Consider the following 14,243-nt stretch of genomic DNA (forward strand, 5'->3'; position numbering starts at 1 on the left):
AGCGGCCACACCAGCGCCAGATTGGCCACCAGATTGACCAGCATCGCCGCAATGGCCACGCGCACCGGCGTGGTGGTATCACTGCGGGCGTGGAAGCCGGGGGTGAGCACCTTGATCAGCACGTAAGCGGGAAGTCCCAAGGCAAAACCCGACAGCGCTGCGGCCGTGGCCAGACTGTCGGCCGCGGTGAACTCGCCGTGCTGGAACAGCAGCGCCACGATGGGCTGGGCCGCCACCACCAGGCCAGCGGCGGCCGGCAGGGTGAGGATCAGCACCAGTTCCATGGCGCGGTTCTGCTGCGAAATTGCACCAGGCACATCATCGGCGCCGATCAGGCCCGACATGGTGGGCAACAGTGCGGTACCAACGCCGATGCCAATGATGCCAAGCGGCAACTGGTTGAGGCGATCGGCGAAATAGAGCCAGCTGACCGCGCCATCGCCCAGGAAGCGCGCGGCCAACGCCGTGGAGATGAGCAGATTGATCTGCACCGCGCCGGCACCAAAGGCAGCCGGGACGATCAGCTTCAACAGTGTCCTCACCTGCGGCGTGAGGCGGGGCATGCGCAACTTGAGATTGATCCCGGCGCGGGCACACCACCACAACAGCCAGACCAGTTGCGCAATGCCGCCCAGCGTCACGCACACCGCCTGCACGCGTGCGGCGGCCACATCATCGCCGCTGCCCGACCACAACAGGCCCGAAATCAGCACGATGTTGAGCAGGATGGGTGCGGCGGCATTGGCCGCGAACCGCCCGACCGAGTTGAGCAAGCCACCGAGCAGCGAAGTCAGGCTGATCAGCATCAGATAAGGGAAGGTGAGCCGGGTGAAATCAACGGTGAGCGCGACTTTCGTGGGCGCCGCATCCGGGAAACCGCCGGTGAGCGCCCACACCACTGGCACCGCGCCCGCCACCATCACAACCGTGAACAGCAGCAGGATCGGCAGCAACACTGCCAGCACATCCTCGGCAAAGCGCTGCGCACCATCGATCTGGCCACCATCAGCGCCAACCTGGCGATTGAACATCGGCACGAAGGCCGAAGCAAAAGCGCCCTCGGCAAACAGCGCGCGGAACAGATTGGGCAGGCGCTGGGCGATCAGAAAGGCATCGGCGGCCATGCCGGCACCCATCAACGATGCCTGCAGCACATCGCGGGCAAAGCCACCGATGCGGGACAGGAGCGTGAGGCTGCCGATGGTGGCGGTGGCACGGACGAGATTCATTGCGCCACCGGATTAGGCAATGCCCCGGAAAGTGCAAGGCGACAGTGCCTCAAACGAAAACGGGCGACCCGAGGGCCGCCCGTTTCGTTGTGATTGTGATGTTGGCTTACGCGTTGCCGACCTGGCCCTGCTGGGACATATACAGCGCGCTGAAATCGATCGGATCGAGCATCAGCGGCGGGAAGCCGCCGTCGCGCACGGCGTCCGCGATAATGCGACGGGCGAACGGGAACAGGATCCGCGGGCCTTCGATGATGCAGAAAGGCTCGATGGCTTCTTCCGGCACATTCTTGAGGCCAAACAGGCCGGCATAGAGCAGCTCGACCATGAAGGCAGCGCCGGCATCAACTTCAGCCTTGGCGCTGATCTTCAGTTCGACTTCGTACACGTCATCGGCGGCTTTGCGGGCGTTGACACCCACATTGACGTCGATACGCGGCTGGCTCTGCACCTGCAGGCTGCCCGGCGCGTTCGGATTCTCGAACGAGAGATCCTTCACATACTGGGTAATGATCGCCACCTGCGGCATCGGCTCATCGCCAAAGCCATTTTCGGGATTGGCGCCCAGATCGATTTCATCGGCCATGATGGCGATCCTTCCGGTTAAGGCTTATTCGTCGTCACCGAAGGTTTCGACCGGGCCCGAATCCTTGCCCTTGGCATCCACGTCGCGATCAACGAACTCAATAATCGCCATCGCGGTGGCATCGGAGCGACGGAAGCCGGCCTTGACGACGCGGGTGTAACCACCCTGGCGGTCGGCATAGCGGGCGGCCAAAGTTTCGAACAGCTTGATGAGCTGGGTGTCGTCACCCAGGCGGGCGTCGGCGAGGCGGCGGTTGGACAGGCCGCCGGTCTTGGCCAGCGTCACCAGCTTTTCGACGTAGGGGCGCAGTTCCTTGGCCTTGGGCAAGGTGGTCTTGATCTGCTCGTGCTTGATCAGGGCGGCGGCCATGTTGTGCAGCATCGCGATGCGATGGCTGCTGGTGCGGCCGAGTTTGCGGTGGGCAACGCCGTGGCGCATGATGTCTTACTCCGTTCGTTCAGGGGCCGTCTCAGGTACCCCGGACCAGGCTGATGTTGGGGTCAGCCAGATACCCCGTGACATGATTTTGGCCGCAAGCCGCCGAGCGGCCAAAGATCAAAATTCCTGTTCGAGCTTCTTGGCCATCTCTTCGATGTTTTCCGGCGGCCACCCGGCAATTTCCATACCAAGGCGCAGACCCATCTGGGACAGCACTTCCTTGATCTCATTCAGCGACTTGCGGCCGAAGTTCGGGGTGCGAAGCATTTCGCTCTCCGTCTTCTGCACCAGATCACCGATGTAGATGATGTTGTCGTTCTTCAGGCAGTTGGCCGAACGCACCGACAGTTCCAGCTCGTCCACCTTCTTGAGCAAGTAACGGTTGATGCTGGCACTGTCGTCCAGTTCCACAACGCTGGTGGCGGTGGTGCTGGCAACCGGAGCCGCCGCAGTGGCGTCTTCGAAGTTCACAAACAGCTGGAGCTGGTCCTGCAGGATCTTGGCGCCATAGGCGAGCGCGTCTTCCGGCGACAGGCTGCCATCGGTTTCCACCGAGATCGTCAGCTTGTCATAGTCCAGTTCCTGGCCAACGCGGGTCGGATCGACCTTGTAGCTGACCTGGCGCACCGGCGAGTAGAGCGCATCAACCGGCACCAGGCCGATCGGCGCATCGGCCGGGCGGTTGGCGCTGGCCGGCACATAGCCCTTGCCGGTTTCCACCGTCAGTTCCATGTTCAGCGTCGCGCCCTCGTCCAGCGTGCAGATCACCAGATCCTTGTTCATCACTTCCATGTCGCCGGAAACTGCGATCTGGCCAGCAGCGACCGGCCCGGGGCCGGTGGCGTTCAGATAGACGCGCTTGGCGGTATCACCAGCCATGCGGATCGCCACCTGCTTGATGTTCAGCACGATGTCGGTCACGTCTTCACGCACGCCAGCTAGGCTGGAGAATTCGTGCAGCACGCCATCGATCTTGATGGCAGTGACAGCCGCACCCTGCAGCGACGACAGCAGCACCCGGCGCAGGGCATTGCCCAGCGTCAGGCCAAAGCCACGCTCCAGGGGTTCAGCGACAAAGGCCGCCTTCTGCTTGGCGTCACCGCCGGGGCGCTGCTCCAGGCGGTTGGGCTTCTTGAGTTCGGTCCAGTTCTTGGCGATGACTGCCACGGGGTTCACCTTGGTCTGGAGTGTGGGGGTCTCGGGAGAAGCGGATCGTCACCCGCCGGTCCCGTTGGCCCCTGGATAGGAAACGCTGGGCGCCGCAACGGAGCCCGGCGCCAGGCAAACGGTCAGACGCGGCGGCGCTTGGGGGGGCGCACGCCGTTGTGCGGGATCGGCGTCACATCGCGGATTGCGGTGATGACGAAACCCACGGCCTGCAGGGCACGCAGCGCCGATTCACGGCCCGAACCCGGGCCACGCACTTCGACTTCGAGCGTGCGCACACCATGTTCGGCGGCCTTCTTGCCGGCGTCTTCGGCAGCCATCTGCGCCGCGAACGGCGTTGATTTGCGGCTGCCCTTGAAACCACAGGTGCCAGCCGACGACCAGGCAATCGCATTGCCCTGCGCGTCGGTGATGGTGATCATGGTGTTGTTGAAGCTGGCGTTGACATGGGCAACACCGCTGGTGATGTTCTTGCGCTCCCTGCGCTTGATGCGAGCAACTTCGCGAGCCATTTGATTAATCCTTGCCTGATGAGAAGAAGATGATGAGCGGCGCGAACGCGCTTACTTCTTCTTGCCGGCGATCGGCTTGGCCTTGCCCTTGCGGGTGCGGGCGTTGGTGTGGGTGCGCTGGCCGCGGACCGGCAGGCCCTTGCGGTGACGCAGGCCGCGATAGCAGGCCAGGTCCATCAGGCGCTTGATGTTCATCGCGTTCTGGCGACGAAGATCACCTTCCACGGTGAGTTCACGATCGATCTTTTCACGGATCAACAGGATCTCGGCGTCGGACAGTTCCTGCACGCGGCGTTCCCGCGGGAAGCCGAGTTCATTCGCCAGACGGGTCGCAGTGGTGCGACCGATGCCGTGGATGTAGGTGAGCGCAATCTCAACGCGCTTGTTGGTCGGGATGTTCACACCCGCAATACGTGCCACAGTCGATTTCCTTTCATGCTCCACGGCGACCCTGGGCAGATGTCGCCATCTCAAAGCAATATGCCGGCCGCCCAACGGACAGCCGGTTCCTAAATCCGATCAAACGGAACAAATGCTGATATACGTGAGTCGCCGAAAAGTCAAGCTACTGACAGGGCAGCGCCCTCAGGCATCGACAGTCTTGTCGATGGAGGCGGCGACTGCATCCATATCGGCCATCCCGTCCACACGCGCAACAATACCACGGCCTTCATAATGCGGAATGATCGGCGCGGTCTTGGCGCGATATTCCATCATGCGCTGGCGCACGGTATCGGCATTGTCATCGGCGCGGCGCTTGAAGTTGCTGGCGCCACACACATCACACGTGTCGGCAACCTTTGGCTGCTTGTAGCGGTCATGATAGCCTTCGCCGCAGCTGCCGCAGGTGAACCGGCCGGTGATGCGATCGACCAGCGCGTCTTCATCCACCACCAGTTCGATCACATGATCCAGCGCCAGGCCCTTTTCGGCCAGCATGGCATCGAGCGAATCCGCCTGCACATCGGTGCGCGGATAGCCATCCAGGATGAAGCCGGCGCGGGCATCGGGCTGGTCCAGCCTTTCGGACAGGATGCCCGACACGATCTCGTCAGAAACAAGACCGCCGGATTCCATCACCGCCTTGGCCGCAAGGCCCACCGGCGTGCTGGCCGCGACAGCGGCGCGAAGCATGTCGCCTGTGGAAAGTTGGACCATGCCGCGTTCCTTCACGAGGCGGCTGGCCTGGGTGCCCTTGCCCGCTCCCGGCGGGCCCAGCAGGATGAGATTCAACGACGATTCCCCCCAAGTTTGGACTTCTTGATGAGTCCCTCGTACTGATGCGCCAACAGATGGCTCTGGATCTGCGCAACCGTGTCCATTGTGACATTGACGACGATCAGAAGGCTAGTCCCCCCAAAGTAGAAGGGTACCTTCAGCTCGCTGATCAGGAATTCCGGCAACAGACAGATCAGCGTGAGGTACGCCGCACCAATCACCGTCAGGCGGGTAAGCACGAAATCGAGATATTCCGACGTGCGCGTGCCGGGGCGGATGCCGGGCACGAAACCGCCGTACTTCTTCAGATTCTCGGCCGTCTCGTCCGGGTTGAACACCACGGCGGTGTAGAAGAAGCTGAAGAAGATGATGCCGGCGGCATAGAGGAACATGTAGAGCGGTGCGCCGTGCTGCAGCGCGGTCGTCACCGTCGTCATCCATTCCGGCATGGTGCCCTGCTGGCTGAAGAACTGCGCCACAGTTAGCGGCATCAGCAGCAGCGAGCTGGCAAAGATCGGCGGGATCACGCCCGCGGTATTGATCTTCAGCGGCAGGAAGCTGCTATCGCCCTGGAACATGCGACTGCCCATCTGGCGCTTGGGATACTGGATCAGGATCTTGCGCTGCGCGCGTTCCATCAGGCAGATGAAGGCGATGGTGCCCAGCGCCACCACGGCCACCAGCAGCACGAACCCCGCCGACAGCGCGCCAGTGCGGCCCTGTTCGAACAGGGTGCCCAGCGCCGAAGGCAGCTGCGCCACGATGCCGGCCATGATGATCAGCGAAATGCCGTTGCCGATGCCACGGCTGGTGATCTGTTCACCCAGCCACATCAGGAACATAGTGCCGCCCAGCAGCGAGATCACCGTGGAAATGCGGAAGAACCAACCCGGATCGATCACGGCAGACACGCCCTGGCCGGCGCCCCAGCCTTCGAGGCCAACGGCGATGCCATAGCCCTGAACGATGGTGAGTAACACGGTGCCATAGCGCGTGTACTGGTTCAGCGTCTTGCGGCCGGCCTCGCCTTCCTTCTTCAGCGCCATGAAGCTGGGAACGAGGCTGGTGAGCAGCTGCACCACGATCGAAGCGGTGATATAAGGGGTGACGCCCAGCGCGATCAGGCTCATGCGCTCCAGCGCACCGCCGGAGAACATGTTGAAGAAATCCAGCACGCCGCCGCGAGTCTGCTCGAACAGGCTGGACAGCGCCAGCGGATCGATGCCGGGCAGCGGCACGAACGAGATAAGACGGAACACCACCAGCGCGCCGAGCGTGAACCAGATTCGGCTCTTCAGCTCGGTGGCCTTTGAGAAGTTGGCGAACGACAGGTTCGCGGCCATTTGTTCGGCGGCAGACGCCATGAAACCCTACCTGATCAAGCGTGTCTGAAACGGCAAAGCGCCGCATGTCCGTCCCATGTAGGCGACACGCGGCGCAATTGCCATGGGGTCGTTTGACCCGGTTGATTCTTTACTTGGCGGCCTTGACGGCCTTGGCGGCACGGGCAACAGCGCGGGCGGCCTTCTGCTCGTCCTTGGTCAGCGGCGCCGGGGCCGGGGCCGGCAGTTCGACCGAGCCGCCAGCGGCTTCCACCGCCGCCTTGGCCGAGGCCGAGGCACCGGCGAGCTTGAGCGACACCTTGGCGGTGAGCGCACCCACGCCGAGCAGGCGCACGCCATCACGCGCCGTGGTCAGCACCTTGGCGGCAACCAGCACATCGGCGTCGATCAGCGTCTTGGCGTCCAGCTTGTCGGCGTCGATGGCGGCCTGCAGCGTGCCGAGGTTCAGCACGGCATAATCCTTGCGGAAGATGTTGTTGAAGCCGCGCTTCGGGATGCGCATGTGCAGCGGCATCTGGCCGCCTTCGAAGCCGTTGATCGACACGCCCGAACGGCTGGTCTGGCCCTTCTGGCCGCGACCGCCGGTCTTGCCGACACCGGAGCCGATGCCGCGACCGACGCGCACGCGCTTCTTGCGGGCACCGGGATTGTCGTGAAGGTCGTTGAGCTTGGTGGTCATGAGTTGCACTCGCTTTCGCTTACGCGCTGGATGTTGGTCTTTAAACGGCTGGGCACCCCAGGGTGAACCTGCGGTGCCCGGCGCTTGTTCTGGCTCCCGGCCGGAGCCGGGAAGAGGGGTCAGGCGACCTCTTCAACCTTGAGAAGATGCGCCACCTTCTTGATCATGCCCCGGATTTCCGGTGTATCGACATGCTCGCGGCTGCGGTTCATCTTGTTGAGGCCGAGGCCAATCAGGTTCTTTTCCTGGATCGGCGTGCGGCGGATCGGCGAACCGATCTGGGTGACTTTGACTTTGGCCATCATGCCTCTCCTCAGGCCACCGCTTCGGCGTCGGCTTCAGCCAGCTTGGCAGAAGTGTCACCGCGGCGCGACAGCAGATCCACAACCTTCTTGCCGCGACGCTGGGCGACGCTCTTCGGGCTGACCTGGCCAACCAGGGCTGCGAAGGTGGCACGGATCATGTTGTAGGGGTTGTTGGTGCCCACCGATTTGGTGACCACGTCGGCAACGCCCAGCGATTCGAACACGGCGCGCATCGGACCACCGGCAATGATGCCGGTACCCTGCGTGGCGGAACGCACATAGACCTTGCCGGCGCCGAAATGGCCGTAGCCATCATGGTGCAAGGTGCGGCCATCGCGCAGCGGCACACGCACCATCGCCTTCTTGGCGGCGGCAGTGGCCTTGGCGATGGCTTCCGGCACTTCGCGGGCCTTGCCGTGGCCGAAGCCGACGCGACCCTTGCCATCACCCACCACGACCAGCGCAGCAAAGCCGAAGCGCTTGCCGCCCTTCACGGTCTTGGAGACGCGGTTGATGTGGACGAGCTTTTCGATCAGCTCTTCGCCAGCGGGTTCGCCGCTGTTGTCACGTCCACGCTTGTTGCGGTCACCGTCACGACGGTTGCCGCCGGGGCCACCACGGCGATCACCACCGGGGCCACCACGACCACGACCACGACCAGGCCCGCGGGCGTCGGCTTCCGGCGCAGCGGCGCCGGTCACTTCGATTTCATCACTCATCTCAGAACTCCAACCCGCCTTCGCGGGCTCCCTCGGCCAGCGCCTTCACGCGGCCATGGAAGAGAAAACCGCCACGGTCGAACACAACAGCCGAAACACCGGCCGCCTTGGCCCGCTCGGCCAGGCGCTTGCCAACGGCAGCAGCGGCACCGGTGGTGGCACCGGTGGTCGCACGCACGTCCTTCTCCAAGGTAGAGGCGGCCGCCAGCGTGACACCATTGGTGTCGTCGATGATCTGCGCATAGATATGCTGCGACGAACGATGCACCGACAGGCGCGGGCGACCGCCGCTGTTGCGGGCGATGGCCGTACGCACGCGGCGACGACGCTGGTCGAAATGGGTAAGCCTGCTCATTTCTTCTTCCCTTCCTTCCGGAAGATGACTTCGCCGCGGTACTTGATGCCCTTGCCCTTGTAAGGCTCGGGCTTGCGCCAGCGGCGGATCTCGGCGGCCACCTGGCCAACGCGCTGCTTGTCGGAACCAGTGATTTCCACCGTCGTCGGATCAGGCGTCTTGATGGTGATACCGTCGGGGATGGCAAAATCCACGTCGTGGCTGTAGCCGAGCTGCAGCTTCAGGTTGGCGCCCTGCACCGAGGCACGATAGCCCACGCCGGTGATCAGAAGCACTTTGGTGAAGCCATCGGACACGCCGGTGATGAGATTGCTGACCAACGTGCGCTGCATGCCCCAGAACGAGCGGGCCCGCTTGGTGTCAGACGCGGGGAGAACCGCGATCTCGGCACCTTCGATGGTGTAGCTGATGTCGTCCACCAGCGGCATGGACAGTTCACCCTTGGGCCCTTTGACCACAAGAATGCGGTCATTGATGGCGGCGGTGACGCCGGCCGGAATGGCAACTGCTTTTTTACCGATGCGCGACATGGTCAGAACACCTGGCAGAGGATTTCGCCGCCGACATTCTTTTCGCGCGCTTCCGCGTCGGAAAGAACACCCTGAGGCGTCGAAACAATGGTGATACCCAGGCCGTTGCGAACGCGCGGCAGCTCGGTGGAGCCGCTGTAAACGCGGCGGCCGGGCTTGGACACGCGGGCAAGGTGCTGGATGGCGGGACGACCTTCGAAATACTTCAGGTCGATCCGCAGGTTCTGGTGGGCGCCATCAAGCACCGGGACGTAGCCCCGGATATAGCCTTCGCGCTGCAGAACATCCAGCACACGGGCGCGCAGCCTGGAAGCGGGGGTGACGATCGAATCCTTGCGGGCCTGTTGGCCGTTCCGGATCCGGGTGAGCATATCGCCCAAGGGGTCAGACATTGACATCGGGCTATCCTTACCAGCTCGACTTGGTCACGCCGGGGATCAGGCCCTTGTTGGCCAGTTCCCGCAGCATGATGCGCGAAAGCTTGAACTTGCGGTAATAGGCACGCGGACGGCCGGTCAGCTCGCAGCGGTTGCGCACCCGGGTCGGGTTCGCATTGCGCGGCAGCTCGGCCATCTTCAGGCGGGCCATCAGACGCTCCTCATCGGAACGGCTTTCATCGTTGGCGATCGCCTTGAGCACGGCATATTTGCCGGCGTACTTCACCACCAGCGCCTTGCGGCGCTCGTTCTTGTTGATCATCGAAAGCTTCGCCATGGTTCAGGCCGCCTTCTGTTCGAGGGTGTAGCCAACGAATGGGAAGCCGAACAGCGCCAGGAGCGCGCGGGCTTCTTCGTCGGTCTTGGCCGTGGTGGCCACGATGATGTCCATGCCGCGGATCTGATCGACCCGGTCATAGTTGATTTCCGGGAAGATCAGCTGTTCCTTGATACCGCAGGCATAATTGCCGCGACCATCAAAGGACTTGGCCGACAGGCCGCGGAAATCACGAACGCGCGGCAGCGCGATCGTGACGAAGCGGTCAAGGAATTCATACATGCGCTCGCGGCGCAACGTGACCTTGCAGCCGATCGGCATGCCTTCACGCAGTTTGAACTGCGCGACCGACTTCTTGGCCTTGCAGATCACCGGCTTCTGGCCAGCGATCAAGGCCATTTCACCGGCAGCCTGATCGACCTTCTTCTTGTCCTGAGTCGCATCACCGACGCCCATGTTGAGCACGATCTTGTCGATCTTCGGCACTTCCATCATGTTCTTGTAGTCGAACATTTCCACCATCTTCGGGCGGATCGTTTCAGCATACAGAACCTGCATGCGGGGGTTGAGCTTCTCAGCCATTGATCACGGCTCCCGACTTCTTGGCGACGCGCACCTTTTTGCCATCCACCACAGCAAAACCGACGCGGGTTGGCTGGCCAGTGGTCGGATCTTTCAGCGCCACCTTCGAAACCGCCATCGGCGCTTCAACGCGCTCGATGCCACCTTCTGGGTTGGACTGGTTCGGCTTGTTGTGACGGGTGATCAGATTCACACCGGCCACCACGACCTTGCCGTCACGCGGCAGGTTGCGGGTCACGGTGCCTTCCTTGCCCTTGTCCTTGCCGGACAGGACGATCACGGTGTCACCCTTCTTGATCTTCGCAGCGCTCATTACAGCACCTCGGGGGCAAGGCTGATGATCTTCATGTGACCCGTGGCGCGCAGTTCACGCACCACTGGCCCGAAGATACGGGTACCGATCGGCTCTTCATTCTTGTTGATCAGCACGGCAGCATTGCTGTCGAAACGGATCACCGAGCCGTCGGGACGACGGATATCCTTGGCGGTGCGCACCACAACAGCGCGGTGCACATCACCCTTCTTCACCTTGCCCTTGGGCTGCGCTTCCTTCACCGACACCACGATGATGTCGCCGACGCCGGCAAACCGGCGCTTGGAGCCGCCCAGGACCTTGATGCACATCACCCGCTTGGCGCCACTGTTGTCCGCCACGTCGAGGTTCGTCTGCATCTGGATCATGCGTTCGATCCTTCCATTATGTCTGCCGATTCCGACCGGCAGACGGCTTCAATAACCACTCAAAACGCCGGCTCAGCCGACCTTTTCGAGCACTTTCCACGTTTTCAGCTTGGACAATGGGGCGCACTCTTCGATGCGCACCGTGTCGCCAGCCTTGATCACATTGCCCTCGTCATGGGCGTGATACTTCTTCGAGCGACGGATGATCTTGCCGTAGACCGGGTGAGCGACCTTGCGCTCCACCAGCACGACCACCGTCTTGTCGCCCTTGTCGGACACCACGGTGCCCTGCAATACGCGCTTCGGCATGTCTTATGCTCCCAGCTGCTGGACGGCCTTGCGGGCCGATTGCAGCGTCTTGATGCGAGCAATGGTGCGGCGCACGACGCGCACCCGGCCCGGCTTTTCCAGCTGGCCGGTGGCCGCCTGGAACCGCAGGTTGAACTGCTCGCGCTTAAGCTCGGAAAGCTGGTTGGCGAGTTGATCGTCGGTCGCAACCTTCAGATCAGCGAAAATCTTGTCGGCCATGGGTCTCAGTCCTGTGTGGTCGGTTCGCCGAGGCGGACCACCATCTTGGTCTTGATCGGCAGCTTGGCAGCGGCACGTTCGAAAGCGCCGGCGGCCACGTCGTAGGGCACGCCATCAAGTTCGAACATGATGCGGCCGGGCTTGACGCGGGCCACCCAATATTCCGGCGAACCCTTGCCCGAGCCCATGCGGACTTCGGCAGGCTTGGACGACACCGGCAGATCGGGGAAAATCCGGATCCACAAACGGCCCTGACGCTTCATGTGACGCGAGATCGCGCGGCGGGCCGCTTCAATCTGGCGGGCGGTGATCCGCTCCGGTTCCATGGCCTTGAGGCCAAAGGCGCCGAAGTTCAGCGCCGAACCACCCTTGGCATCGCCATGGATACGGCCCTTGAACGCCTTGCGGAACTTGGTGCGCTTAGGTGACAGCATTTCTTTCTACTCCTCAGCGCGCCGGACGGACGCCAGAGGTCTGGGCTTCCATCATCAGGCGATCCTGGGCCATCGGGTCGTGGCCAAGAATTTCACCCTTGAAGATCCAGACCTTCACGCCACACACGCCATAAGCAGTGTGGGCCTGATGTTCGGCGTAATCGACGTTGCCGCGCAGAGTGTGCAACGGCACACGGCCTTCGCGATACCATTCGGTGCGGGCAATTTCAGCGCCTCCCAAACGGCCGGAACAAGTGATCTTGATGCCTTCAGCACCCAGACGCAGCGCCGATTGCACGGCACGCTTCATGGCGCGACGGAACGCGATGCGGCGCTCAAGCTGATCGCACACACCGGCGGCCACCAGCTTGGCATCGATTTCCGGCTTGCGGATTTCAACGATGTTCAGGCTCACGTCGCTGCGGGTCATCTGGGCGATCTGCTTGCGCAGCTTCTCGATGTCCGCGCCCTTCTTGCCGATGATCACGCCGGGGCGTGCAGCAAAGATGGACACGCGGCAGAGCTTGGCCGGACGCTCGATCACCACCTTGGAGATGGCGGCCTGGCCATGGTGCTTGATGATGAACTCGCGGATGCGAAGATCTTCCAGCAGCAGGTTGCCATACTCGTCGCCCTTGGCGAACCAGCGGCTGTCCCAGGTACGGTTGATCTGCAGGCGCAGACCGATGGGGGACGTCTTGTGACCCATTAGTTTGCTCCCTCTTCATCGGCTTCGCGCACGACAACGCGCAGGCGGCTGAACGGCTTGGTGATGGCGGAGGCACGACCACGCGCACGCGGCGTGAAGCGCTTCATGGTGATCGCCTTGCCAACGCTGGCTTCCTTCACGACCAGCGCGTCAACATCCAGGTTGTGGTTGTTTTCGGCGTTGGCCACGGCAGAGGCGAGAACCTTGCGGACATCCACGGCCATCGCCTTGCGGCTGAACAGCAGGATGTTGAGCGCGTCCGACGCCTTGCGGCCACGGATCAGGCCAGCAACCAGGTTCAGCTTGTAAGCCGAGCCGCGGATGGTGGTGGCAATAGCCAGCGCCTCACGGTCGCCAACCTTGCGGGGGGATTTGGGCTTGGACATCAGCGCTTGCCCTTCTTGTCGGCGGCGTGGCCGGGGAAGAAGCGCGTCGGCGCGAATTCACCCAGCTTCATGCCGACCATGTCCTCATTGACCATGACCGGGATGTGCTTCTTGCCATTATAAACGCTGAAGGTGAGACCAACGAACTGCGGCAGGATGGTGGAACGGCGCGACCAGGTCTTGATCGGCGCACGCGCACCGGAGCCCTGTGCGGCTTCGACCTTCTTCAGCAGCGAGAGATCCACAAAGGGACCCTTCCAGACGGAGCGGCTCATGCGCGCTTACCTCTTCTTCTTGGCGTGGCGCGAACGGATGATCATGTGATCCGTCGCCTTGTTCGAACGGGTCTTGGCACCCTTGGTCGGCTTGCCCCATGGGGTCACCGGGTGACGACCGCCCGAGGTGCGGCCTTCACCACCGCCGTGCGGGTGATCGACCGGGTTCTTGGCGACGCCGCGGGTGAGCGGACGATAGCCGAGCCAGCGGTTGCGGCCGGCCTTGCCCAGGTTCTGGTTGCTGTTGTCCGGGTTGGACACGGCACCAACGGTGGCCATGCACTCGGCACGGACGTAACGCTGCTCGCCCGAGTTCAGGCGAACCATCACCATGCCCTTGTCGCGGCCGACAACCTGCACGAAGGTGCCGGCGGCGCGGGCCATTTGGCCACCCTTGCCGGGCTTCAGCTCGACGTTGTGGACAATGGTGCCAACCGGCATCTGGCCGATTTCCATCGCATTGCCCGGCTTCACGTCGACCTTCTTGCCGGCGATCACGCTGTCACCAACGTTCAGGCGCTGCGGCGCGATGATGTAGGCAACGGTGCCGTCCTTGTCGGCATACTTCACCAGAGCGATGAATGCCGACCGATTGGGGTCATACTCGATGCGTTCGACGGTCGCAGCGACGTCCCACATGCGGCGCTTGAAATCGACGATGCGATACAGGCGTTTGTGACCGCCACCAATGCCGCGCGCGGTGGCGTGGCCCTTGTTGTTGCGGCCGCCGGTCTTCTTCAGACCTTCGGTGAGCATCTTGACCGGGCGACCCTTGTGCAGGGACGAACGATCGATCAGCACCAGGCCGCGCTGGCCGGGGCTGGTCGGATTGAATTTCTTGAGTGCCATTGTC

25 protein-coding genes are annotated in these 14,243 nt (G+C 62.7%); all 25 read right to left on the bottom strand.

Annotation, left to right across the window (positions count from 1 at the left end):
• Positions 1-1,229, bottom strand: a 1,229-nt coding sequence (gene murJ / locus Q7O19_RS04915) for a murein biosynthesis integral membrane protein MurJ (RefSeq protein WP_303809039.1), incomplete at its 3' end; no start/stop codon positions are given.
• A 106-nt stretch (positions 1,230-1,335) separates the two neighbouring features.
• Positions 1,336-1,815 carry a protein-export chaperone SecB gene (gene secB, locus Q7O19_RS04920; protein WP_303809041.1) on the bottom strand — a complete coding sequence of 160 codons (480 nt, stop codon included), beginning with the start codon at positions 1,813-1,815 and terminating at the stop codon, positions 1,336-1,338.
• Positions 1,816-1,839: 24 nt separating this feature from the next.
• Positions 1,840-2,253, bottom strand: a complete 414-nt coding sequence (gene rplQ / locus Q7O19_RS04925; protein WP_303809043.1) for a 50S ribosomal protein L17 — start codon at positions 2,251-2,253, stop codon at positions 1,840-1,842.
• 117 nt (positions 2,254-2,370) lie between these two features.
• The gene (locus Q7O19_RS04930; RefSeq protein ID WP_303809044.1) at positions 2,371-3,420 is read right to left on the bottom strand and encodes a DNA-directed RNA polymerase subunit alpha; all 1,050 of its coding nucleotides are present in this window, start codon (positions 3,418-3,420) and stop codon (positions 2,371-2,373) included.
• Between the two features lie 122 nt (positions 3,421-3,542).
• Positions 3,543-3,932, bottom strand: coding sequence for a 30S ribosomal protein S11 (gene rpsK / locus Q7O19_RS04935; RefSeq protein ID WP_273461778.1), 390 nt, complete (start codon positions 3,930-3,932; stop codon positions 3,543-3,545).
• 51 nt (positions 3,933-3,983) lie between these two features.
• Positions 3,984-4,352 carry a 30S ribosomal protein S13 gene (rpsM, locus tag Q7O19_RS04940; RefSeq protein WP_303809046.1) on the bottom strand — a complete coding sequence of 123 codons (369 nt, stop codon included), beginning with the start codon at positions 4,350-4,352 and terminating at the stop codon, positions 3,984-3,986.
• Positions 4,353-4,517: 165 nt separating this feature from the next.
• Complete coding sequence (locus tag Q7O19_RS04945) at positions 4,518-5,165, bottom strand: adenylate kinase (RefSeq protein ID WP_303809047.1); 648 nt, start codon at positions 5,163-5,165, stop codon at positions 4,518-4,520.
• On the bottom strand, positions 5,162-6,514 hold the full coding sequence (gene secY, locus Q7O19_RS04950; RefSeq protein ID WP_303809049.1) for a preprotein translocase subunit SecY: 1,353 nt from the start codon (positions 6,512-6,514) through the stop codon (positions 5,162-5,164). Before secY ends, Q7O19_RS04945 begins: the two co-directional genes overlap by 4 nt.
• A gap of 109 nt (positions 6,515-6,623) precedes the next feature.
• Positions 6,624-7,172: a 50S ribosomal protein L15 gene (rplO, locus tag Q7O19_RS04955; RefSeq protein ID WP_303809085.1), complete on the bottom strand. Its 549-nt coding sequence runs from the start codon at positions 7,170-7,172 to the stop codon at positions 6,624-6,626.
• A 119-nt stretch (positions 7,173-7,291) separates the two neighbouring features.
• The gene (gene rpmD, locus Q7O19_RS04960) at positions 7,292-7,474 is read right to left on the bottom strand and encodes a 50S ribosomal protein L30 (RefSeq protein ID WP_026090625.1); all 183 of its coding nucleotides are present in this window, start codon (positions 7,472-7,474) and stop codon (positions 7,292-7,294) included.
• 11 nt (positions 7,475-7,485) lie between these two features.
• A complete protein-coding gene (rpsE, locus tag Q7O19_RS04965; RefSeq protein ID WP_303809051.1) occupies positions 7,486-8,196 on the bottom strand; it encodes a 30S ribosomal protein S5 in 711 nt (236 codons plus the stop codon).
• 1 nt (position 8,197) lies between these two features.
• Entirely contained in the window at positions 8,198-8,551 is a 354-nt protein-coding gene (rplR, locus tag Q7O19_RS04970) for a 50S ribosomal protein L18 (RefSeq protein WP_303809053.1), read from the bottom strand.
• Positions 8,548-9,081 (bottom strand): 50S ribosomal protein L6, encoded by a 534-nt coding sequence (gene rplF / locus Q7O19_RS04975; RefSeq protein WP_303809055.1) that lies wholly within the window; start codon positions 9,079-9,081, stop codon positions 8,548-8,550. The genes rplR and rplF overlap by 4 nt, the downstream gene beginning before the upstream one ends.
• A gap of 2 nt (positions 9,082-9,083) precedes the next feature.
• Positions 9,084-9,479 (bottom strand): 30S ribosomal protein S8, encoded by a 396-nt coding sequence (rpsH, locus tag Q7O19_RS04980; RefSeq protein ID WP_303779187.1) that lies wholly within the window; start codon positions 9,477-9,479, stop codon positions 9,084-9,086.
• Positions 9,480-9,489: 10 nt separating this feature from the next.
• Entirely contained in the window at positions 9,490-9,795 is a 306-nt protein-coding gene (gene rpsN / locus Q7O19_RS04985; RefSeq protein ID WP_022680024.1) for a 30S ribosomal protein S14, read from the bottom strand.
• A 3-nt stretch (positions 9,796-9,798) separates the two neighbouring features.
• Positions 9,799-10,377 (bottom strand): 50S ribosomal protein L5, encoded by a 579-nt coding sequence (gene rplE / locus Q7O19_RS04990; protein ID WP_303809056.1) that lies wholly within the window; start codon positions 10,375-10,377, stop codon positions 9,799-9,801.
• Positions 10,370-10,690 (bottom strand): 50S ribosomal protein L24, encoded by a 321-nt coding sequence (gene rplX / locus Q7O19_RS04995; RefSeq protein ID WP_273433561.1) that lies wholly within the window; start codon positions 10,688-10,690, stop codon positions 10,370-10,372. The genes rplE and rplX overlap by 8 nt, the downstream gene beginning before the upstream one ends.
• Positions 10,690-11,058, bottom strand: a complete 369-nt coding sequence (rplN, locus tag Q7O19_RS05000; RefSeq protein ID WP_017666969.1) for a 50S ribosomal protein L14 — start codon at positions 11,056-11,058, stop codon at positions 10,690-10,692. The genes rplX and rplN overlap by 1 nt, the downstream gene beginning before the upstream one ends.
• 72 nt (positions 11,059-11,130) lie before the next feature.
• Entirely contained in the window at positions 11,131-11,367 is a 237-nt protein-coding gene (rpsQ, locus tag Q7O19_RS05005; RefSeq protein ID WP_017666968.1) for a 30S ribosomal protein S17, read from the bottom strand.
• A 3-nt stretch (positions 11,368-11,370) separates the two neighbouring features.
• A complete protein-coding gene (gene rpmC / locus Q7O19_RS05010) occupies positions 11,371-11,586 on the bottom strand; it encodes a 50S ribosomal protein L29 (protein WP_022680027.1) in 216 nt (71 codons plus the stop codon).
• Between the two features lie 5 nt (positions 11,587-11,591).
• Positions 11,592-12,020: a 50S ribosomal protein L16 gene (rplP, locus tag Q7O19_RS05015; protein ID WP_017666966.1), complete on the bottom strand. Its 429-nt coding sequence runs from the start codon at positions 12,018-12,020 to the stop codon at positions 11,592-11,594.
• Positions 12,021-12,033: 13 nt separating this feature from the next.
• The gene (rpsC, locus tag Q7O19_RS05020) at positions 12,034-12,729 is read right to left on the bottom strand and encodes a 30S ribosomal protein S3 (RefSeq protein WP_022680029.1); all 696 of its coding nucleotides are present in this window, start codon (positions 12,727-12,729) and stop codon (positions 12,034-12,036) included.
• The gene (rplV, locus tag Q7O19_RS05025; protein WP_303783563.1) at positions 12,729-13,115 is read right to left on the bottom strand and encodes a 50S ribosomal protein L22; all 387 of its coding nucleotides are present in this window, start codon (positions 13,113-13,115) and stop codon (positions 12,729-12,731) included. The genes rpsC and rplV overlap by 1 nt, the downstream gene beginning before the upstream one ends.
• Entirely contained in the window at positions 13,115-13,390 is a 276-nt protein-coding gene (gene rpsS, locus Q7O19_RS05030) for a 30S ribosomal protein S19 (protein WP_303809058.1), read from the bottom strand. The genes rplV and rpsS overlap by 1 nt, the downstream gene beginning before the upstream one ends.
• A 6-nt stretch (positions 13,391-13,396) precedes the next feature.
• The gene (gene rplB / locus Q7O19_RS05035) at positions 13,397-14,239 is read right to left on the bottom strand and encodes a 50S ribosomal protein L2 (RefSeq protein ID WP_022680032.1); all 843 of its coding nucleotides are present in this window, start codon (positions 14,237-14,239) and stop codon (positions 13,397-13,399) included.
• Positions 14,240-14,243 lie beyond the last annotated feature (4 nt).

The sequence above is a fragment of the Sandarakinorhabdus limnophila DSM 17366 genome (genome assembly GCF_945882885.1).
GTDB classification, from domain to species: Bacteria; Pseudomonadota; Alphaproteobacteria; order Sphingomonadales; family Sphingomonadaceae; genus Sandarakinorhabdus; species Sandarakinorhabdus limnophila_A.

Coding starts and splice junctions, on each gene's coding strand:
- rplF (WP_303809055.1), bottom strand. CDS start 9,081: ATGTCGCGCATCGGTAAAAAAGCAGTTGCCATTCCGGCCGGCGTCACC.
- rplN (WP_017666969.1), bottom strand. CDS start 11,058: ATGATCCAGATGCAGACGAACCTCGACGTGGCGGACAACAGTGGCGCC.
- rplQ (WP_303809043.1), bottom strand. CDS start 2,253: ATGCGCCACGGCGTTGCCCACCGCAAACTCGGCCGCACCAGCAGCCAT.
- rplE (WP_303809056.1), bottom strand. CDS start 10,377: ATGGCTGAGAAGCTCAACCCCCGCATGCAGGTTCTGTATGCTGAAACG.
- rplV (WP_303783563.1), bottom strand. CDS start 13,115: ATGTCCAAGCCCAAATCCCCCCGCAAGGTTGGCGACCGTGAGGCGCTG.
- rpsH (WP_303779187.1), bottom strand. CDS start 9,479: ATGTCAATGTCTGACCCCTTGGGCGATATGCTCACCCGGATCCGGAAC.
- rplP (WP_017666966.1), bottom strand. CDS start 12,020: ATGCTGTCACCTAAGCGCACCAAGTTCCGCAAGGCGTTCAAGGGCCGT.
- secY (WP_303809049.1), bottom strand. CDS start 6,514: ATGGCGTCTGCCGCCGAACAAATGGCCGCGAACCTGTCGTTCGCCAAC.
- rpsQ (WP_017666968.1), bottom strand. CDS start 11,367: ATGCCGAAGCGCGTATTGCAGGGCACCGTGGTGTCCGACAAGGGCGAC.
- rpmC (WP_022680027.1), bottom strand. CDS start 11,586: ATGGCCGACAAGATTTTCGCTGATCTGAAGGTTGCGACCGACGATCAA.
- rpsE (WP_303809051.1), bottom strand. CDS start 8,196: ATGAGTGATGAAATCGAAGTGACCGGCGCCGCTGCGCCGGAAGCCGAC.
- rpsS (WP_303809058.1), bottom strand. CDS start 13,390: ATGAGCCGCTCCGTCTGGAAGGGTCCCTTTGTGGATCTCTCGCTGCTG.
- rpsK (WP_273461778.1), bottom strand. CDS start 3,932: ATGGCTCGCGAAGTTGCTCGCATCAAGCGCAGGGAGCGCAAGAACATC.
- rpmD (WP_026090625.1), bottom strand. CDS start 7,474: ATGGCCAAAGTCAAAGTCACCCAGATCGGTTCGCCGATCCGCCGCACG.
- rplR (WP_303809053.1), bottom strand. CDS start 8,551: ATGAGCAGGCTTACCCATTTCGACCAGCGTCGTCGCCGCGTGCGTACG.
- rpsN (WP_022680024.1), bottom strand. CDS start 9,795: ATGGCGAAGCTTTCGATGATCAACAAGAACGAGCGCCGCAAGGCGCTG.
- rplB (WP_022680032.1), bottom strand. CDS start 14,239: ATGGCACTCAAGAAATTCAATCCGACCAGCCCCGGCCAGCGCGGCCTG.
- rplO (WP_303809085.1), bottom strand. CDS start 7,172: ATGACCACCAAGCTCAACGACCTTCACGACAATCCCGGTGCCCGCAAG.
- rplX (WP_273433561.1), bottom strand. CDS start 10,690: ATGAGCGCTGCGAAGATCAAGAAGGGTGACACCGTGATCGTCCTGTCC.
- secB (WP_303809041.1), bottom strand. CDS start 1,815: ATGGCCGATGAAATCGATCTGGGCGCCAATCCCGAAAATGGCTTTGGC.
- rpsC (WP_022680029.1), bottom strand. CDS start 12,729: ATGGGTCACAAGACGTCCCCCATCGGTCTGCGCCTGCAGATCAACCGT.